Genomic DNA, 19,875 nt, shown 5'->3' with positions numbered 1-19,875 from the left:
CTATTTAGTATGCTGTTACGCGTGTTTTTTGCTTAGTACAGCGTAGTAGAAGCCATCCATATCTTCTTCGCCTGGTAAAATTTGACGTCCAGGTTGCTTAGGATCTGAGTTGACCAATGTCGCATCTGCCGTGCGTGCTAAAAACGCTTTGACTTGCTCGACGTTTTCCTGTGGTGTGATTGAACACGTCGCATAAACCAAGGTACCGCCAGGTTTCAACTGCGTCCACATAGCATCAATAATTTCACTTTGCAGTTCTGCCAACGCCGTAATGTCTTCAGCGCGGCGAAGCCACTTAATGTCTGGGTGGCGACGAATCACACCGGTTGCAGAGCAAGGCGCATCAAGTAATATGCGATCAAATTGCTCACCTTGCCACCATTGTTGAGGATCACGAGCGTCTCCGCAAATCACTTTTGCCTGAAGGTTGAGACGCTCTAGGTTTTCATGCACACGTTTCAATCTTGTGTCGTCGCAGTCAATCGCGACCACTTCGCTACCTGATGTGCGTTCGAGAATGTGCGCTGTTTTACCACCAGGTGCGGCGCAGCAGTCTAGAATCAACTCGCCATCTTGAGGTGTGAGGTAATTGAGCGACAATTGAGCGGCTGCATCTTGTACTGAAACCCACCCTTTATCAAAGCCGGGCAACTGACTCACATCACAAGGTGCTGCCAATTTTAGGGCGTCTTGGGCCTGTGTGTGTGGCGTGCTATCAATGTTTTCATTTTTGAGTAGCGTTAGGTATTCATCTCGTGAGTGGTGTTGGTGGTTTACTCTTAACCACATAGGAGCCTTGTTGTTATTGGCCTCAACAATATTTTCCCATTGCTCTGGGTAAGCCGCTTGGAGCAGTTTTAATAACCAGCTTGGGTGACTATATTTTCCTGCATTGCTGCTTACGGCAACCTCGTCTAGTTCTTCTTGACTGCGCTGGTAGTTACGCAATACGGCGTTAATTAACCCACGTAGGCGTGGACCTTTCAGATCTTTGGTGCCTTCGACGGTTTCACCGACCGCAGCATGAGCTGGAATACGCATAAAGCTTAGCTGATAAATGCCAACTAGGATCAGGTGGTGGAATACACGCTGTTTCCCTTTAAGCGGTTTATCCATCAATTGATTAGCGATGGTTTCCAGACGTGGTAAATAGCGTAATGCACCGTAACAGATTTCCTGAAGCAGCGCATGGTCACGAGACCGAATGGTTTGTTGAGCCGCTGGAAGGGCGCTGGAAAGTGAGTGGCCCTTGTCGACGACAAGATACAAGACGTTGGCAGCCGCAGCGCGCACATTCATGATGAGTACCTTAAAATAAAGGAGGGCATCTCTGCCCTCTAAAAGTTCGTATTATGGGGGGCTCGCTCCCCAAGTATGGTTTAAATCAGCACAGTACCGACTTCGAACCAAGCAGCACGTGAGTTCAGAATATCCTGAACTGACATGGCTTTTTTGCCTGGCACTTGCAGTTGTTCTAGAACCAGTATGCCGTTGCCAGTTGCAACGTAGATTCCCGTTTTGTCTGCTTGGATAATGGTGCCCGCTGGTTGACTACTGACTTCCTCGTCAACTCGGCTTTGCCAGACTTTGATGCTGTTCTCAGCCGCCACAAAATGACTCATTGGCCATGGATTGAAGGCACGAACGCAACGTTCGATATGTGCAGCATCGTCATTCCAATTGATACGAGCTTCTTCTTTGCTGAGTTTCTTCGCGTAGTTCGCTAGCTCGTCGTCTTGCTTCACGGGTATGGCTTTGCCCGCAGCAATATCTGCGAGGCAGTCAATCAATGCCTCAGGGCCCAGTTCAGCCAGTTTTTCGTACATAGAAGCACTGGTATCCGTTGCTTCAATTGGTAGCGTTGCAATTTTGAGCATATCACCCGTATCCAGACCAATATCCATCTGCATAATGGTAACCCCAGTTTCTGCATCGCCCGCCCAGATAGAGCGTTGGATTGGAGCTGCGCCACGCCAGCGAGGCAAAATGGAGCCGTGTACGTTAATACAACCTAGTTTCGGTGTGTCTAATACCGCTTGTGGCAGTAACAACCCGTAGGCCACAACGACCATGATATCGGCATTGAGGTCAGCAAGCGCTTGTTTTGCTTCTTGTGACTTGAAGTTTTCTGGCTGATATACCGGGATGTCGTGTTCTAACGCGATGTGTTTTACCGGGCTTGCCGTCAATTTTTTACCACGACCAGCAGGGCGGTCTGGTTGAGTGTAAACGGCAATGACTTCATGCTCCGAAGACAACAACGCCGCCAAGTGACGGGCGGCGAAATCCGGAGTACCTGCAAAGACAATACGTAAAGATTGGCTCAAGGTAGGCTTCCTTCTAATTGACATGGTTCGAGATTAAGCGTTTTGCTGTTGTTTCTCGTTATAGCGTTTTATTTTCGCCAGTTTGTCTTGAATACGCTTTCGCTTCAGTGGTGATAGGTAATCAACGAACAATTTCCCTTGTAAGTGGTCCAGTTCGTGTTGAACACAAATCGCAAGCAGGTCGTCAGCCTCAAAGGTAAACTCATTACCTTCTCTGTCGAGTGCTTTTACTGTGACTTCAGCCGCGCGAGGTACTAGAGCTCGAGCGCCAGGTACTGACAGACAGCCTTCTTCGATGCCGTCTTCGCCACGTTTCTCTAAAATTTCAGGATTAATAAGCACCATCGGCTCATCACGAGATTCTGAAATATCAATCACTACGATTCGTTGATGGATATCTACCTGCGTTGCAGCTAGGCCGATACCTTCTTCGTCGTACATGGTTTCAATCATGTCGTCGACGATTTTTTGAATTTCAGGTGTCACTGCTTCAACAGGCTTGGCGACTGTGCGCAGGCGATCATCTGGAAATGTTAATACTTGTAATACAGACATATTCACTCGAAATATTGAACTGTGCCGAAACAGCACAAACCTTGTTGGCTCAATTCTAGACATTTTATGACCTAAATGACAGCATCCAGGCATTATTTTCACTCTGATTACTGCTTAATAGACCAAGGACGAGGGTCATGAACCGAATCTTTCGTAATGTTGTTCGTGTTACGTTGCCGTTATTTTTCTCTTTCAATGCCACAGCAAGCGAGGGCTTTAAGCCTTTAACCGTCAAGAAGGATGCGCCACAAACGTATGTTGTCGTAAAAGGGGATACTTTGTGGGATATCTCTGCCATGTATCTCGATAGTCCTTGGCTGTGGCCTCGTCTATGGCAGGTCAACCCAGACATTGATAACCCACACTTAATTTATCCAGGTGATAAGTTGTCGTTGGTTTGGATAAACGGTCAACCAGTGCTGAGCCTTAAGCCGGTCAAGAAACTGAGCCCACAAGCTCGTATCACTGAGAAGAAAGCCGTGCCAACAGTGGCTGAAGGTTTAGTGATGCCGTACTTAAAGTCTGACCGTTTAGTTGACGATGAGACTCTTGATAATGCTGCCAAGGTCATGGGCAGCAATCAGGGCAGTAAGTTTTTGACGGCAGAGGATGTGCTGTATATCAGTGGTGAGCAAACCGCTGCAGCTTGGGCGATATACAGACCCGTTGAAACCTTTTCTCGGGATGACGTTTCAAAACAGATTACGGCATTGCGTTTAATTGCCAAAGGGGATTTGGTAGAAGCGTCGAATGAGTACTCTGGGCTTAAGATTACTTCGCAACTGCAAGAAATACTGCGCAATGACATCGCTTTACCCATGCAGACGTTAGACCGTGATGATTTCTCTACCACATTCTATCCACTACCATCTCCACTGGGCAGCACTGCAAACCTATTGGGTAATATTGAAGGGATTCGTTTTAGCTCGACTAACCAAGTTGTCGTGATTGATAAAGGCACTGCCGATGAATTGCAGCAAGGCAGCGTATTTGACCTCAAAGAAGATGCTCATCCGGTGTATCAAGATGGTGATGACTTTAAAAAAGAATTTGGCCTGCTGGATAAGAAAATCACGTTGCCGCAAAGTAAAGTCGGAGAGTTATTGGTCATACGCCCGTATGAGTACTTTAGCTTGGGGTTAATTACTAATAGTACTAAGCCTATCAATAAAAATGTGTCAGTCATTTCTCCGTTGACGGAGTCACTTATCGACGATAACAATCAAGAGGCACTTGAGGTTTCGCCTGTTGAACAAAAGTCTACCTTAAATGACGACAACGCACTCTGAAAGCGATCTTGCTGCCTGGCTAAAGCTAAGTTGCTTGCCAGGCATTGGTGGGGTCAAACTAAACAAGTTACTGGTCAAAGATACTCCTCGCAATATCATCAATTATGCACCCGAGCAGTTACAAGCACTAGGTTTGACGCCTAAGCAGCTGCAAGCGTGGTATGCGGTTGATAAGACGGTTGATGACTGCTTAGCATGGCAAGCGCTGTCACCTGGCCACCATATCGTGACATTGTCTGATCCGTTTTATCCACCTTTGCTTAAGCAGGTGGTGGCACCACCGCCACTATTATTTGTAAAGGGCGATCCCGCTCTTTTATCACAACCGCAGATTGGCATGGTAGGAAGTCGTAATGCGAGCATTGATGGCTTACGTCATGCGCGTCAATTTGCCGCAGATTTTGTTCAGCACCATTTGATTGTAACTAGTGGTCTCGCACTTGGTATTGATGGGCATGCACATGATGGTGCGCTACAAGCGAGCGGAAAGACGATCGCAGTTCTTGGTGCTGGTTTGCAGCATATATATCCGGCTCGTCACCGTGGGCTGGCGCAACGTGTTGTGGAGAGTGGGGCTTTAGTCTCTGAGTTTCGGCCAGATGCAAAACCGCGGGCGGAAAACTTCCCACGCCGCAATCGAATCATCAGCGGGTTATCGTTAGGTGTATTGGTGGTGGAAGCTGCAGAGAAAAGTGGCTCCTTGATTACCGCGCGCTACGCCCTTGAACAAGGGAGAGAAGTGTTTGCCTTACCATCATCAATTCACGCCCCGAATGCCAGCGGTGGAAACCAGTTGATTCGTCAGGGCGCTTGCCTCGTAGAAAAGACTAAAGATGTGCTGGATGAAATACAATCGTTGCTCGATTGGTCTGTTAATCAGAGCAACGATTTATTTTCTGAGTTAATTGATGAAGAAGAATTGCCATTTCCTCAGCTGTTAGCTAACGTAGGAAATGAAGCTACACCAGTTGATATTCTTGCAAACAGGACCAATATACCTGTGCAGGAAGTCATGATGCAGCTCTTAGAGCTTGAACTCTCAGGGCATGTTGTTGCAGTTTCAGGTGGCTATATTCGAAAGGGGAGGGGCTAGCTATGATGATGGATATATTGATGTATCTATTCGAAACCTACATCCATAGCGATGCAGAGTTACAAGTCGAGCAAGACGAGCTGGAAGAAGAACTGCTTCGTGCAGGCTTTCAGCAAAAAGATATCTACAAAGCCCTTGTCTGGTTAGAAGAGCTTGCCGCGCTGCAGCAAAGCGATACCTCTTCTGCGATCGCGTCTTGTATTGCATCGTCTTCGACTCGTATTTATACCTCGCGAGAGATGCAACGTTTAGATTTAGAGTGCCGAGGCTTTTTGTTATTCCTTGAGCAAATTAATGTCTTAACGACAGAAACTCGTGAAATGGTGATTGATCGAGTGATGGGCTTGGAAACCAACGAGTTTGAGCTTGAAGACCTCAAATGGATTATTCTCATGGTACTGTTTAACGTACCTGGTAATGAAAACGCTTATACGCTGATGGAAGAGCTGTTGTATACCAAGGAACAAGGCATTCTTCACTAAATCTCTTGGCAAGTTCGAGGTCTGTTTGATTAGGACCACGAGCTTGTCAATAAGAGTGGTAGATCTTTCAAGAAAGCGGTCAGTATGAGTAGTAAAATCGACAACAACCTTTTCTCCGCCCATGAACATGCGTTGGAACATGCCCCCTGTCCTAAGTGTGGTGGTGAACTGATTCTCAAACACGGTAAACACGGTCCGTTTCTGGGCTGCAGCCAATACCCAAGTTGTGATTACATTAAAGCACTGCACAGTAACGATGGTCACATAGTCAAAGAGCTTGGTGTGCCTTGTCCCGAATGTGGCAATGAGCTCGTACTGCGTCAGGGACGTTATGGCATGTTTGTTGGGTGCAGCAATTATCCGGCCTGTCACCATATTGAATCAATCAATCAGCCTGAGCCGGAGACGCTATCCCAGGAGCAATATGTTTGCCCTGAATGTGGGAAGGGCCACTTAGTTGAACGCAAGACGCGTTTCGGTAAGACATTTTATGCCTGTGACAACTACCCTAAATGCAAATTTGCCGTGAACTTGCCGCCGATAAAAGGGGTGTGCGAGGCGTGTGGTTTTACGTTACTGGTTGAGAAAAAACTGGCCAGTGGTGTGAAGTCGCAATGTGCTAACCGAAAGTGTCAGCACACTCAGCCAGAGTAATGGCTTAGCTTAGATAGAAAAATGGGTCGCTTTGTGCGACCCATTTTAATCAATAGCGCAGAATATTACGCCTGCGATTGTTTGGCGAAGTCATGTACGGCAGGAAAAGCGGTTTGATCCAGTACATCGGCTAATGAGCAGAGTCTGCGATGTAGTTCACCAGGGTAATCTCCACAAATATTAATGTGGCCCATCTTGCGCCCAGCACGTTTCTCTTTTCCGTACCAATGGATATGGCAGCCATCCATTGCTAGTAGTGATTCTGGTAAGGTATCTTCCCCTAGAATATTCACCATAGAGGTTTCTCGAACCAGTTTGGTACTGCCAAGAGGCAAACCACACACTGCACGCAGATGGTTTTCGAACTGGCAGGTTTCTGCGCCTTGCTGTGTCCAGTGACCCGAATTGTGCACGCGAGGGGCTATCTCATTTACCAGTAAGTTGCCGTTGACATCAAAGAACTCTAATGCCAATACGCCAACGTAATTGAGGCTTTCAGCGACCGCGGTAAACATCTGCTTGGCTTGTGCTTGTAATTCTGGCGCATCAATAGCGGTAGAAAGACTCAACACACCATTGGTATGCACGTTTTCTGCCAGTGGGTAAACCTCAACGCTGCCATCTTTGCCGCGAGCGCCGACTAGCGATACTTCACGGTTAAATGGTACAAACTCCTCAGCGACTATCGCTTGAGCCGGCGTTGCTGCAATACATTCTGCCATTTCGGTCCAGATAGACTCCACTTGAGATGCTTCTTTCAAGCGCCATTGGCCTTTACCATCGTAACCACCTAGCGCACTTTTCAGCACCATTGGCATGCCAACGTGTTCAATCGCACGGTCAAAATCATCGCGAGTTTCGATGACATAGTATTTCGCGTTGCGTACATTTGCGTTATCTAACAGTGTTTTTTCAAGACGGCGGTCGCCGCCAGCTTTGATGGCTTCTGTACTTGGCAGAAACTTCCCGCTTGCAGCACAGATATCAAGGACATCATGAGGAATATGCTCGAACTCGGCTGTAATGACATCCACTTGTTCAATCGCATTTTCTAGGCCATGTCCAAGCACGTGTTGAGTGAGGGGGTGAACGATGTTCGCGCTCCCTACATCATAGGCGGAAATTTGGATATTCAATGGTGCACCAGCCAGAGACATCATACGAGCCAGCTGACCTGCTCCGAGAACCAGTACATGCATCCGATTAATCCTCTGCCGGGTTTGGGTTGGCCAGTACAGTTTCCGTTTGTTCTTTACGGAATGCTTCTACTTTCTCCATAATACTTTCATCATGGGTTCCGAGAATTTGCGCTGCTAGGATTCCTGCATTGGCCGCACCTGCTTCGCCAATGGCTAGCGTTCCTACCGCGATACCTTTTGGCATTTGCACGATAGACAATAAAGAATCCATGCCCTTCAGAGCGCGAGACTGAACTGGTACGCCAAGTACTGGAACACTAGTAAATGCAGCAGCCATGCCTGGCAGGTGAGCTGCACCGCCAGCGCCGGCAATAATCACTTTGATACCACGTTCTTTTGCGCTGCTTGCATAGTCAGCCAATAGTTGAGGAGTGCGGTGAGCTGATACAACTTTTGTTTCGTAAGATACGCCAAATTGATCCAGCATGTCTGCTGCCAATTTCATGGTTGGCCAATCGGATTTAGAACCCATGATGATACCGACTTTCATCTCAAACTCCTTCAAGCTACAAAATTAGGTGAGCCATAAATTTGTGGGCATTATACGGGGATTTTTATCTCAAGCAAACGTTTGCGCCTTGTGCTTAAAAGCGATGGATACATTTTATAAGTAAATAGCTTTAGTCTCTGAGAATGAATCTTTGTACACTTAACGCCACAATATAATAGTTAGACAATTAGGAAGTAATCAGTGGATAACTTTGAACAGGTGCTCAACGCGCTACAGCAAGGTGAAGTAATTGCTTATCCAACAGAAGGTGTGTTTGGCGTTGGGTGCGATCCAGACAATCCTGATGCAATTCAGAAACTACTGGATCTTAAGCAGCGACCAGTGGAAAAAGGCCTTATCCTAATCGCTGCGAATTACGAGCAGTTGTTACCTTATATTGATGAATCTCAGTTGACTCAAGAGCAGCTAGCAAACGTCCATGCGACTTGGCCAGGGCCATACACGTGGATCATGCCGGCCAGCGATAAAGTGTCTCATTGGGTCTCTGGACAGTTTGATTCGATTGCCGTTCGTGTGACGGATCATCCTTTAGTGCAAAAGATGTGTAATGCGTTTGGAAAGCCGCTAACCTCCACCAGCGCGAATCTTTCTGGATTGCCACCGTGCATGACTACAGTAGAAGTGGAGCAGCAGTTGGGTGATAAGCTGGTGGCCATTCTTCGTGGTGAAACCAGTGGTCGTGATAAGCCAAGTGAGATTCGTGACGCTAAAACCTCGCAAATATTAAGACAGGGCTAACCCTGCAGTCAGCGATTTATATGCACTAAGTAATAGGTATTAAATGTATGTCAGCAATCGATAAACATGCCGTAAAGCTATTCCTGATGTCACTTCAGGATTCCATTTGTCAGCAGTTAGAACAAGAAGATGGAAAGGCCGTCTTTGTCGAAGATGCATGGCATCGTGAGCCGGGAGAGCGTCTTGGTGGCGGTGGTCGCTCAAGGGTGCTTCGAGATGGCGACGTCTTCGAGCAGGGAGGGGTGAACTTTTCTCATGTCGAAGGTAAAGAGATGCCAGCGTCAGCGACAGCTCATCGTCCTGAATTAGCAGGCCGTCGTTTTGAGGCTATGGGGGTCTCTTTGGTGATTCACCCTAAAAACCCTTATGTACCAACTTCTCATGCCAATGTTCGTTTCTTTATCGCTGAAAAAGAGGGCGAAGAACCGATTTGGTGGTTTGGTGGTGGATTCGATCTAACGCCATTCTATCCTTTCGAAGAAGATTGCCAGTCTTGGCACGATACAGCGAAGGCAATCTGTGCGCCATTTGGTGATGATGTGTATGCTGAGCACAAAGCGTGGTGTGATAAATACTTCTACCTGCCACATAGAAACGAAACCCGTGGTGTTGGTGGTTTGTTCTTCGATGATTTGAATCACTGGGAGTTTGAGCAGTGTTTTGACTATATCAAAGCCGTGGGTAATGGTTTTTGTCAGGCCTATTTACCCATAGTTGCTCGCCGCAGAAATATTGAATATGGTGAGCGTGAGCGTGATTTCCAGTTGTATCGTCGTGGTCGTTATGTTGAGTTTAACTTGGTGTATGACCGAGGCACTTTATTTGGCTTGCAAAGTGGTGGGCGTACAGAGTCGATCTTGATGTCGATGCCGCCATTAGCACGTTGGGAGTACAACTATCAGCCTGAAGCTGGTACACCAGAAGCAGAGCTTTATGAGCAATATTTAAAGCCACGTGAGTGGTAAGCGCTGAATCTTCTTTTCTAGATAGAGAGATAGTGATAGGGTCATTTGTAATCAGATGCCCCTGTTTTTCTATATAAACGCAAGGAATAAAGGTAAGGAAATGACTCAGCAAATCGATCGCTATGCCGTGTTTGGCAATCCTATCGGACATAGTAAGTCACCATTTATTCATACACTCTTCGCCCGTCAAACCAATCAATCACTGACTTACACCGCTGAATGTGCCCCTGTAGATGGATTTAGTGATGCAGCGAAAGCATTTTTCTCTGAAGGTGGAAAAGGGTGTAACGTGACCTTGCCATTTAAAGAAGATGCTTATCAATTTGCTAATCGCCTGACTGAGCGGGCTCAACTTGCCGGAGCTGTGAACACTCTTAAGAAGCTTGATGACGGAGAAATCATCGGCGACAACACCGATGGTGCTGGCTTAGTGCAAGATTTGCTGCAACATCAGGTTGCTTTAGAAGGGGCTCGCATCTTAATTATCGGTGCTGGTGGGGCGGCTCGAGGAGTGGTTAAGCCAATACTTGATCAAAATCCATCTTCTTTAACGATTACCAACCGTACATATACAAAAGCCAAAGAGTTAGCGGACCTGTTTTCAGCTTATGGGCCTGTTACCGCAGAAGAGATAAGTTGTGTTACTCAAGAGTACGATGTTGTTATCAATTCTACCTCAGCTTCTTTGAGTGGAGAACTTCCTAATATCTCATCGACTATTTTTGCTCCCAACAGTACGAGCTATGACATGATGTATGGTAAAGGTGACACCACTTTTAATCGGTGGGCCAAAGAGCATGGTGCGGCACAGACCTATGACGGATTAGGGATGTTGGTTGGCCAAGCTGCTGAAAGCTTTATGTTATGGCGTGGACTGCGCCCGGGTGCTAAGCAAATTTTGCGTGAGTTAAGAAAAAACCTTGAAGGTCAGTAATCGATGAATCAATCTATTTTATTCCCAGATATCCAGTCGTGGGATGAATCATCACAGTCCGTTAATTTTCCTGCTCAGCAATCTGGTGCGCTTATCGAATGTTACGTAACCAAACAGAAGCTGACAAAGATGAGTGGATTATCCGTTGAATGTGAGCAGCAAGCGATAGAAGCCTTTATTGCCTTCCGGTTTGATCTAGAAGAAATGGCCGAAGAGCTGATCGAAGATGAAGCCTTCAATGAAGAAGGCTACATTATGATTCAATGATTGTTTATTGAATCACTTCGACTTCATTAAGGTAGTCGTTTTTGTTCTGCACATAGTTATCGGAAGATTTTTGTAAAAATGCTCGTTCTTTATCTGAGAGTGGGCGAGCTTGTTTTACTGGACTACCCACATAGAGGTAACCGCTTTCCAATACTTTTCCTGGTGGTACCAAACTACCTGCGCCAATCATTACTTCGGATTGAACCTCTGCGCCATCTAGGACAATTGCTCCCATTCCTACTAATACCCGATCGTGAATCTCACATCCGTGAAGCATGACCTTATGCCCAATCGTGACATCATTGCCAATGATAAGTGGGTAGCCATTGGGGTTTTCTTGGTTTTTGTGTGTCACGTGTAACACGCTACCATCTTGGATATTGGTGCGCTTACCGATATGAATATGATTCACATCACCTCGGGCAGCAACCAAAGGCCAAATGCTAGAGTCGTCACCAATACAGATGTCTCCGACTAAAACCGCAGTTGAATCAACGTAAACTCGCTCACCAAGTTGAGGTTGTATACCTTTATAGCTTCTTATTGAACTCATATTTTCTCCTTACTTAGTGAGATTAAAGGGTATATAGGGGTAGAAGAGTAGTGAAAACTCACCTCTTAGAATAAAAAACACTCAAACGATAAAAAAATCAAAAAAAACGTCAAAAAGCACTTGCCAATGTGATCGCAATCTCTATAATGCCACCTCGCTGACACGGCAACGCTTCGAAGCTTTGAGTTTCAAGGTAAATAAAGCCAAGTTCAGCAAGGCAATTTAGCGAAGCGGAAACGCTTAAAAAGTTTTAAAAAAGTGATTGACACCAAACTTTAACTCGCTAAAATGGCCGTCCGATTTGAGCAAGGCTCAATCGGAAAGCTCTTTAACAATATAGACCTATCAATCTGTGTGGGCACTCGTTGATGATAATCCAATTAGAAACTTCGGTTTCAAATTAGGTTTCAATGATACGAAGTGACCATTGAATCTTCGGATTCAGCACAGTCAATTCATTATCGTTCTGTTGGAACGATAATAGCTTTAAAATTACATTAGTAGTTTTGAAGTCAGTATTCATTGAGCCGAAAAAACTTTAAATTGAAGAGTTTGATCATGGCTCAGATTGAACGCTGGCGGCAGGCCTAACACATGCAAGTCGAGCGGAAACGAGTTCACTGACCCTTCGGGGAACGTGAACGGCGTCGAGCGGCGGACGGGTGAGTAATGCCTAGGAAATTGCCCTGATGTGGGGGATAACCATTGGAAACGATGGCTAATACCGCATGATGCCTTCGGGCCAAAGAGGGGGACCTTCGGGCCTCTCGCGTCAGGATATGCCTAGGTGGGATTAGCTAGTTGGTGAGGTAAGGGCTCACCAAGGCGACGATCCCTAGCTGGTCTGAGAGGATGATCAGCCACACTGGAACTGAGACACGGTCCAGACTCCTACGGGAGGCAGCAGTGGGGAATATTGCACAATGGGCGCAAGCCTGATGCAGCCATGCCGCGTGTATGAAGAAGGCCTTCGGGTTGTAAAGTACTTTCAGCAGTGAGGAAGGGGTGTGTGTTAATAGCGCACATCTTTGACGTTAGCTGCAGAAGAAGCACCGGCTAACTCCGTGCCAGCAGCCGCGGTAATACGGAGGGTGCGAGCGTTAATCGGAATTACTGGGCGTAAAGCGCATGCAGGTGGTTTGTTAAGTCAGATGTGAAAGCCCGGGGCTCAACCTCGGAATAGCATTTGAAACTGGCAGACTAGAGTACTGTAGAGGGGGGTAGAATTTCAGGTGTAGCGGTGAAATGCGTAGAGATCTGAAGGAATACCGGTGGCGAAGGCGGCCCCCTGGACAGATACTGACACTCAGATGCGAAAGCGTGGGGAGCAAACAGGATTAGATACCCTGGTAGTCCACGCCGTAAACGATGTCTACTTGGAGGTTGTGGCCTTGAGCCGTGGCTTTCGGAGCTAACGCGTTAAGTAGACCGCCTGGGGAGTACGGTCGCAAGATTAAAACTCAAATGAATTGACGGGGGCCCGCACAAGCGGTGGAGCATGTGGTTTAATTCGATGCAACGCGAAGAACCTTACCTACTCTTGACATCCAGAGAACTTTCCAGAGATGGATTGGTGCCTTCGGGAACTCTGAGACAGGTGCTGCATGGCTGTCGTCAGCTCGTGTTGTGAAATGTTGGGTTAAGTCCCGCAACGAGCGCAACCCTTATCCTTGTTTGCCAGCGAGTCATGTCGGGAACTCCAGGGAGACTGCCGGTGATAAACCGGAGGAAGGTGGGGACGACGTCAAGTCATCATGGCCCTTACGAGTAGGGCTACACACGTGCTACAATGGCGCATACAGAGGGCGGCCAACTTGCGAGAGTGAGCGAATCCCAAAAAGTGCGTCGTAGTCCGGATTGGAGTCTGCAACTCGACTCCATGAAGTCGGAATCGCTAGTAATCGTGGATCAGAATGCCACGGTGAATACGTTCCCGGGCCTTGTACACACCGCCCGTCACACCATGGGAGTGGGCTGCAAAAGAAGTAGGTAGTTTAACCTTCGGGGGGACGCTTACCACTTTGTGGTTCATGACTGGGGTGAAGTCGTAACAAGGTAGCGCTAGGGGAACCTGGCGCTGGATCACCTCCTTATATACGATGGATAGTTTGCTTTCACTTTTTAAAGTGAAGACAAATGAGTCGTGATGAGTGTCCACACAGATTGATACGGTTTATAAAGTTTAAGAGATAGAACATCCCCCAAGATGTTCGACTTAGTGTCCCGTTCGTCTAGAGGCCTAGGACACCGCCCTTTCACGGCGGTAACAGGGGTTCGACTCCCCTACGGGATACCATTGGGTCGTTAGCTCAGTTGGTAGAGCAGTTGACTTTTAATCAATTGGTCGCAGGTTCGAATCCTGCACGACCCACCATTTCCTTCCACGGAAATGCTTGCGTTTCGGTAAGAAAATAATGTGGGCGATTAGCTCAGTTGGGAGAGCACCTGCCTTACAAGCAGGGGGTCACTGGTTCGAGCCCGGTATCGCCCACCATTCTCTAAGTATTTTTGGAATAAAACGTCCAAACCAGAACAATTTATTGATACTGGTTGGCATTTTTGACGCCTGCGCGGCGCGGCTGAAAGTCTTTAGAAAATGTACTTCCTTGTGAAGAAACATAGCTCTTTAACAATTTGGAAAGCTGACAAAACAACAATTTATTGTTGTTTGTAAAGTTCTCAAAGTATTCCTAAGGGAATACAACTAAAAACACATTCAAGTGTTCTTGGGAATAACATCTTTAGATGTTGTTCATATTTGAGTCCGGCAAAATCGAACTGTCTCTCGCTCATTAAAATAATGAGAGACAACTTTGGTTGTTTAACGTCAATTCGAAACTTCTTCGGGTTGTATGGTTAAGTGACTAAGCGTACACGGTGGATGCCTTGGCAGTCAGAGGCGATGAAGGACGTATTAACTTGCGATAAGCCCAGATTAGGCAGTAAAAGCCACTTGAGTCTGGGATTTCCGAATGGGGAAACCCACTAGCACAAGCTAGTATCGCTGCGTGAATACATAGCGCAGCGAGGCGAACCGGGGGAACTGAAACATCTAAGTACCCCGAGGAAAAGAAATCAACCGAGATTCCGAAAGTAGCGGCGAGCGAAATTGGACTAGCCCTTAAGCTTTATATGCGTTAGACGAACGGTCTGGAAAGTCCGGCGATACAGGGTGATAGCCCCGTAGTTGACAACGCACATTCAGTGAAATCGAGTAGGGCGGGACACGTGATATCCTGTCTGAATATGGGGGGACCATCCTCCAAGGCTAAATACTACTGACTGACCGATAGTGAACCAGTACCGTGAGGGAAAGGCGAAAAGAACCCCTGTGAGGGGAGTGAAATAGAACCTGAAACCGTGTACGTACAAGCAGTAGGAGCACCTTCGTGGTGTGACTGCGTACCTTTTGTATAATGGGTCAGCGACTTATATTCAGTGGCAAGGTTAACCATCTAGGGGAGCCGTAGGGAAACCGAGTCTTAACTGGGCGTTCAGTCTCTGGATATAGACCCGAAACCAGGTGATCTAGCCATGGGCAGGTTGAAGGTTGAGTAACATCAACTGGAGGACCGAACCGACTAATGTTGAAAAATTAGCGGATGACTTGTGGCTAGGGGTGAAAGGCCAATCAAACCTGGAGATAGCTGGTTCTCCCCGAAAGCTATTTAGGTAGCGCCTCGGACGAATACTACTGGGGGTAGAGCACTGTTAAGGCTAGGGGGTCATCCCGACTTACCAACCCTTTGCAAACTCCGAATACCAGTAAGTACTATCCGGGAGACACACGGCGGGTGCTAACGTCCGTCGTGGAGAGGGAAACAACCCAGACCGCCAGCTAAGGTCCCAAATTACTACTAAGTGGGAAACGATGTGGGAAGGCTCAGACAGCCAGGATGTTGGCTTAGAAGCAGCCATCATTTAAAGAAAGCGTAATAGCTCACTGGTCGAGTCGGCCTGCGCGGAAGATGTAACGGGGCTAAGTAGTAAACCGAAGCTGCGGCAATATACTTTTGTATATTGGGTAGGGGAGCGTTCTGTAAGCGGTTGAAGGTGTGTGGTAACGCATGCTGGACGTATCAGAAGTGCGAATGCTGACATGAGTAACGATAAAGGGGGTGAAAAACCCCCTCGCCGGAAGACCAAGGGTTCCTGTCCAACGTTAATCGGGGCAGGGTAAGTCGACCCCTAAGGCGAGGCCGAAAGGCGTAGTCGATGGGAAACGGGTTAATATTCCCGTACTTCAACTTATTGCGATGGGGGGACGGAGAAGGCTAGGTGGGCCTGGCGACGGTTGTCCAGGTTCAAGTGCGTAGGCTTAAGAGTTAGGTAAATCCGGCTCTTTTTAAGGCTGAGACACGACGTCGAGCATCTACGGATGTGAAGTCATTGATGCCATGCTTCCAGGAAAAGCCTCTAAGCTTCAGATAAGTTGGAATCGTACCCCAAACCGACACAGGTGGTCGGGTAGAGAATACCAAGGCGCTTGAGAGAACTCGGGTGAAGGAACTAGGCAAAATGGTACCGTAACTTCGGGAGAAGGTACGCTCCTGGCGGTGAAGTCCCTTGCGGATGGAGCTACTAGGAGTCGCAGATACCAGGTGGCTGCAACTGTTTATTAAAAACACAGCACTGTGCAAAATCGTAAGATGACGTATACGGTGTGACGCCTGCCCGGTGCCGGAAGGTTAATTGATGGGGTTAGACTTCGGTCGAAGCTCTTGATCGAAGCCCCGGTAAACGGCGGCCGTAACTATAACGGTCCTAAGGTAGCGAAATTCCTTGTCGGGTAAGTTCCGACCTGCACGAATGGCGTAATGATGGCCACGCTGTCTCCACCCGAGACTCAGTGAAATTGAAATCGCTGTGAAGATGCAGTGTACCCGCGGCTAGACGGAAAGACCCCGTGAACCTTTACTACAGCTTGGCACTGAACATTGACCCTACATGTGTAGGATAGGTGGGAGGCTTTGAAACCAGCACGCCAGTGTTGGTGGAGCCGACCTTGAAATACCACCCTTGTAGTGTTGATGTTCTAACTTGGTCCCCTCATCGGGGATGAGGACAGTGCCTGGTGGGTAGTTTGACTGGGGCGGTCTCCTCCCAAAGAGTAACGGAGGAGCACGAAGGTGGGCTAATCACGGTTGGACATCGTGAGGTTAGTGCAATGGCATAAGCCCGCTTGACTGCGAGAATGACAATTCGAGCAGGTGCGAAAGCAGGTCATAGTGATCCGGTGGTTCTGAATGGAAGGGCCATCGCTCAACGGATAAAAGGTACTCCGGGGATAACAGGCTGATACCGCCCAAGAGTTCATATCGACGGCGGTGTTTGGCACCTCGATGTCGGCTCATCACATCCTGGGGCTGAAGTCGGTCCCAAGGGTATGGCTGTTCGCCATTTAAAGTGGTACGCGAGCTGGGTTTAGAACGTCGTGAGACAGTTCGGTCCCTATCTGCCGTGGGCGTTGGAGAATTGAAAGGGGCTGCTCCTAGTACGAGAGGACCGGAGTGGACGAACCTCTGGTGTTCGGGTTGTGTCGCCAGACGCATTGCCCGGTAGCTAAGTTCGGAATTGATAACCGCTGAAAGCATCTAAGCGGGAAGCGAGCCTTGAGATGAGTTCTCCCTGATACTTTAAGTATCCTAAAGGGTTGTCGTAGACTACGACGTTGATAGGTCAGGTGTGTAAGCGTTGTGAGGCGTTGAGCTAACTGATACTAATTGCCCGTGAGGCTTAACCATACAACACCCAAGGGGTTTTGATGGACTCAATGAAAGAACATTGAATGTGTGATAATGAGAAATAAAACAGCTTTCCAGATTATTAAACTTGCTTAAGCAGCGAGTTTAACCCGAATTTGCTTGGCGACCATAGCGTTTTGGACCCACCTGACTCCATTCCGAACTCAGAAGTGAAACAAAATAGCGCCGATGGTAGTGTGGGGTTTCCCCATGTGAGAGTAGGACATCGCCAGGCTCTTATTTATTTTCACTTTTTTAAAAAGTGAAGACAAAATAGCGCACTTGCTTACAATGTAAGCAAGTCACCATAAGGTTCTAAATAAAGTTAGAATTTTATGTTGACTTTCAAAGTGTACAGCGTATTATACGCACCTCGCTTAAGTGCTAAGGCACTGAAAGCCAAGCTCTTTAACAATATAGACCTATCAATCTGTGTGGGCACTCGTTGATGATAATCCAATTAGAAACTTCGGTTTCAAATTAGGTTTCAATGATACGAAGTGACCATTGAATCTTCGGATTCAGCACAGTCAATTCATTATCGTTCTGTTGGAACGATAATAGCTTTAAAATTACATTAGTAGTTTTGAAGTCAGTATTCATTGAGCCGAAAAAACTTTAAATTGAAGAGTTTGATCATGGCTCAGATTGAACGCTGGCGGCAGGCCTAACACATGCAAGTCGAGCGGAAACGAGTTCACTGACCCTTCGGGGAACGTGAACGGCGTCGAGCGGCGGACGGGTGAGTAATGCCTAGGAAATTGCCCTGATGTGGGGGATAACCATTGGAAACGATGGCTAATACCGCATGATGCCTTCGGGCCAAAGAGGGGGACCTTCGGGCCTCTCGCGTCAGGATATGCCTAGGTGGGATTAGCTAGTTGGTGAGGTAAGGGCTCACCAAGGCGACGATCCCTAGCTGGTCTGAGAGGATGATCAGCCACACTGGAACTGAGACACGGTCCAGACTCCTACGGGAGGCAGCAGTGGGGAATATTGCACAATGGGCGCAAGCCTGATGCAGCCATGCCGCGTGTATGAAGAAGGCCTTCGGGTTGTAAAGTACTTTCAGCAGTGAGGAAGGGGTGTGTGTTAATAGCGCATATCTTTGACGTTAGCTGCAGAAGAAGCACCGGCTAACTCCGTGCCAGCAGCCGCGGTAATACGGAGGGTGCGAGCGTTAATCGGAATTACTGGGCGTAAAGCGCATGCAGGTGGTTTGTTAAGTCAGATGTGAAAGCCCGGGGCTCAACCTCGGAATAGCATTTGAAACTGGCAGACTAGAGTACTGTAGAGGGGGGTAGAATTTCAGGTGTAGCGGTGAAATGCGTAGAGATCTGAAGGAATACCGGTGGCGAAGGCGGCCCCCTGGACAGATACTGACACTCAGATGCGAAAGCGTGGGGAGCAAACAGGATTAGATACCCTGGTAGTCCACGCCGTAAACGATGTCTACTTGGAGGTTGTGGCCTTGAGCCGTGGCTTTCGGAGCTAACGCGTTAAGTAGACCGCCTGGGGAGTACGGTCGCAAGATTAAAACTCAAATGAATTGACGGGGGCCCGCACAAGCGGTGGAGCATGTGGTTTAATTCGATGCAACGCGAAGAACCTTACCTACTCTTGACATCCAGAGAACTTTCCAGAGATGGATTGGTGCCTTCGGGAACTCTGAGACAGGTGCTGCATGGCTGTCGTCAGCTCGTGTTGTGAAATGTTGGGTTAAGTCCCGCAACGAGCGCAACCCTTATCCTTGTTTGCCAGCGAGTCATGTCGGGAACTCCAGGGAGACTGCCGGTGATAAACCGGAGGAAGGTGGGGACGACGTCAAGTCATCATGGCCCTTACGAGTAGGGCTACACACGTGCTACAATGGCGCATACAGAGGGCAGCCAACTTGCGAGAGTGAGCGAATCCCAAAAAGTGCGTCGTAGTCCGGATTGGAGTCTGCAACTCGACTCCATGAAGTCGGAATCGCTAGTAATCGTGGATCAGAATGCCACGGTGAATACGTTCCCGGGCCTTGTACACACCGCCCGTCACACCATGGGAGTGGGCTGCAAAAGAAGTAGGTAGTTTAACCTTCGGGGGGACGCTTACCACTTTGTGGTTCATGACTGGGGTGAAGTCGTAACAAGGTAGCGCTAGGGGAACCTGGCGCTGGATCACCTCCTTATACGATGATTATCGTGATGAGTGTCCACACAGATTGATATGGTTTATAAAGTTTAAGAGACGATACTGGGTCTGTAGCTCAGGTGGTTAGAGCGTTCGCCTGATAAGCGAGAGGTCGGTGGTTCGAGTCCACTCAGACCCACCAATTCCTTTTAAAGGGTTGGCGACAGTATCGACACCTGATGGGGCTATAGCTCAGCTGGGAGAGCGCCTGCCTTGCACGCAGGAGGTCTGCGGTTCGATCCCGCATAGCTCCACCATCTTTAAGCGCATTAGTGATAGTGCTTTTAAAAATGGTTTTCATCAGAAAATCTCGCTCTTTAACAATTTGGAAAGCTGACAAAACAACAATTTATTGTTGTTTGTAAAGTTCTCAAAGTATTCCTAAGGGA

General features: G+C 47.8%; 14 protein-coding genes, 5 tRNA genes and 4 rRNA genes. 17 read left to right on the top strand and 6 right to left on the bottom strand.

Going from position 1 to position 19,875, the window contains the following annotated elements; all coding sequences use genetic code 11:
• Window positions 1-15: 15 nt before the first annotated feature.
• The 3 genes from rsmB to def all read right to left on the bottom strand — a co-directional run bounded on the left by rsmB (window position 16) and on the right by def (window position 2,882).
• Window positions 16-1,299: a 16S rRNA (cytosine(967)-C(5))-methyltransferase RsmB gene (gene rsmB, locus ONE56_RS13480; protein WP_423840015.1), complete on the bottom strand. Its 1,284-nt coding sequence runs from the start codon at window positions 1,297-1,299 to the stop codon at window positions 16-18.
• Between the two features lie 80 nt (window positions 1,300-1,379).
• A complete protein-coding gene (gene fmt, locus ONE56_RS13475) occupies window positions 1,380-2,327 on the bottom strand; it encodes a methionyl-tRNA formyltransferase (protein WP_423840014.1) in 948 nt (315 codons plus the stop codon).
• A 33-nt stretch (window positions 2,328-2,360) separates the two neighbouring features.
• Window positions 2,361-2,882, bottom strand: coding sequence for a peptide deformylase (def, locus tag ONE56_RS13470; RefSeq protein ID WP_041157154.1), 522 nt, complete (start codon window positions 2,880-2,882; stop codon window positions 2,361-2,363).
• A gap of 137 nt (window positions 2,883-3,019) precedes the next feature.
• On the opposite strand from def, the gene ONE56_RS13465 reads away from it, so the two are divergent.
• From ONE56_RS13465 to ONE56_RS13450, 4 genes are all read left to right on the top strand, one after another.
• Complete coding sequence (locus tag ONE56_RS13465) at window positions 3,020-4,171, top strand: LysM peptidoglycan-binding domain-containing protein (protein ID WP_423840013.1); 1,152 nt, start codon at window positions 3,020-3,022, stop codon at window positions 4,169-4,171.
• The gene (dprA, locus tag ONE56_RS13460) at window positions 4,152-5,264 is read left to right on the top strand and encodes a DNA-processing protein DprA (protein ID WP_423840012.1); all 1,113 of its coding nucleotides are present in this window, start codon (window positions 4,152-4,154) and stop codon (window positions 5,262-5,264) included. Before ONE56_RS13465 ends, dprA begins: the two co-directional genes overlap by 20 nt.
• 2 nt (window positions 5,265-5,266) lie before the next feature.
• Complete coding sequence (locus ONE56_RS13455) at window positions 5,267-5,746, top strand: DUF494 family protein (protein ID WP_041157156.1); 480 nt, start codon at window positions 5,267-5,269, stop codon at window positions 5,744-5,746.
• Between the two features lie 84 nt (window positions 5,747-5,830).
• On the top strand, window positions 5,831-6,400 hold the full coding sequence (locus ONE56_RS13450; protein ID WP_423840011.1) for a topoisomerase DNA-binding C4 zinc finger domain-containing protein: 570 nt from the start codon (window positions 5,831-5,833) through the stop codon (window positions 6,398-6,400).
• A gap of 65 nt (window positions 6,401-6,465) precedes the next feature.
• Here the strand turns inward: ONE56_RS13450 and ONE56_RS13445 are convergent, their stop codons facing one another.
• Window positions 6,466-7,599, bottom strand: coding sequence for a 5-(carboxyamino)imidazole ribonucleotide synthase (locus tag ONE56_RS13445; RefSeq protein WP_423840010.1), 1,134 nt, complete (start codon window positions 7,597-7,599; stop codon window positions 6,466-6,468).
• Window positions 7,600-7,603: 4 nt separating this feature from the next.
• Complete coding sequence (gene purE, locus ONE56_RS13440; protein WP_041157158.1) at window positions 7,604-8,089, bottom strand: 5-(carboxyamino)imidazole ribonucleotide mutase; 486 nt, start codon at window positions 8,087-8,089, stop codon at window positions 7,604-7,606.
• Window positions 8,090-8,290: 201 nt separating this feature from the next.
• On the opposite strand from purE, the gene ONE56_RS13435 reads away from it, so the two are divergent.
• The 4 genes from ONE56_RS13435 to ONE56_RS13420 all read left to right on the top strand — a co-directional run bounded on the left by ONE56_RS13435 (window position 8,291) and on the right by ONE56_RS13420 (window position 11,014).
• Window positions 8,291-8,848 (top strand): L-threonylcarbamoyladenylate synthase, encoded by a 558-nt coding sequence (locus ONE56_RS13435; protein WP_041157159.1) that lies wholly within the window; start codon window positions 8,291-8,293, stop codon window positions 8,846-8,848.
• A gap of 47 nt (window positions 8,849-8,895) precedes the next feature.
• Entirely contained in the window at window positions 8,896-9,813 is a 918-nt protein-coding gene (hemF, locus tag ONE56_RS13430; protein WP_423840009.1) for an oxygen-dependent coproporphyrinogen oxidase, read from the top strand.
• Window positions 9,814-9,913: 100 nt separating this feature from the next.
• Window positions 9,914-10,747 carry a shikimate dehydrogenase gene (aroE, locus tag ONE56_RS13425; protein ID WP_041157161.1) on the top strand — a complete coding sequence of 278 codons (834 nt, stop codon included), beginning with the start codon at window positions 9,914-9,916 and terminating at the stop codon, window positions 10,745-10,747.
• A 3-nt stretch (window positions 10,748-10,750) separates the two neighbouring features.
• On the top strand, window positions 10,751-11,014 hold the full coding sequence (locus ONE56_RS13420; RefSeq protein ID WP_331438644.1) for a DUF1488 domain-containing protein: 264 nt from the start codon (window positions 10,751-10,753) through the stop codon (window positions 11,012-11,014).
• Window positions 11,015-11,018: 4 nt separating this feature from the next.
• Here ONE56_RS13420 and ONE56_RS13415 read toward each other — a convergent pair whose 3' ends face one another.
• Window positions 11,019-11,567, bottom strand: a complete 549-nt coding sequence (locus ONE56_RS13415) for a gamma carbonic anhydrase family protein (RefSeq protein ID WP_423840008.1) — start codon at window positions 11,565-11,567, stop codon at window positions 11,019-11,021.
• Window positions 11,568-12,107: 540 nt separating this feature from the next.
• Here ONE56_RS13415 and ONE56_RS13410 point away from each other — a divergent pair.
• The 9 genes from ONE56_RS13410 to ONE56_RS13370 all read left to right on the top strand — a co-directional run bounded on the left by ONE56_RS13410 (window position 12,108) and on the right by ONE56_RS13370 (window position 19,743).
• A 16S ribosomal RNA gene (locus tag ONE56_RS13410) occupies window positions 12,108-13,660 on the top strand.
• Between the two features lie 127 nt (window positions 13,661-13,787).
• Window positions 13,788-13,863: transfer RNA gene (locus ONE56_RS13405), tRNA-Glu, on the top strand.
• 2 nt (window positions 13,864-13,865) lie between these two features.
• Window positions 13,866-13,941 (top strand) — tRNA-Lys (locus ONE56_RS13400).
• 44 nt (window positions 13,942-13,985) lie between these two features.
• Window positions 13,986-14,061, top strand: a tRNA-Val gene (locus ONE56_RS13395).
• Window positions 14,062-14,421: 360 nt separating this feature from the next.
• Window positions 14,422-17,311 (top strand): 23S ribosomal RNA (locus tag ONE56_RS13390).
• A gap of 119 nt (window positions 17,312-17,430) precedes the next feature.
• Window positions 17,431-17,546: ribosomal RNA gene (gene rrf, locus ONE56_RS13385) — 5S ribosomal RNA — on the top strand.
• A gap of 385 nt (window positions 17,547-17,931) precedes the next feature.
• Window positions 17,932-19,484 (top strand): 16S ribosomal RNA (locus ONE56_RS13380).
• Together the 16S, 23S and 5S rRNA genes with 5 tRNA genes alongside form the textbook arrangement of a ribosomal RNA operon.
• A gap of 67 nt (window positions 19,485-19,551) precedes the next feature.
• A tRNA-Ile gene (locus ONE56_RS13375) sits at window positions 19,552-19,628 on the top strand.
• 39 nt (window positions 19,629-19,667) lie between these two features.
• Window positions 19,668-19,743 (top strand) — tRNA-Ala (locus ONE56_RS13370).
• Window positions 19,744-19,875 lie beyond the last annotated feature (132 nt).

It is taken from the genome of Vibrio mytili, from assembly GCF_049563345.1.
In the GTDB taxonomy this organism is placed as follows: Bacteria; Pseudomonadota; Gammaproteobacteria; order Enterobacterales; family Vibrionaceae; genus Vibrio; species Vibrio mytili.
This window is presented reverse-complemented; position numbering and strand designations above follow the sequence as displayed.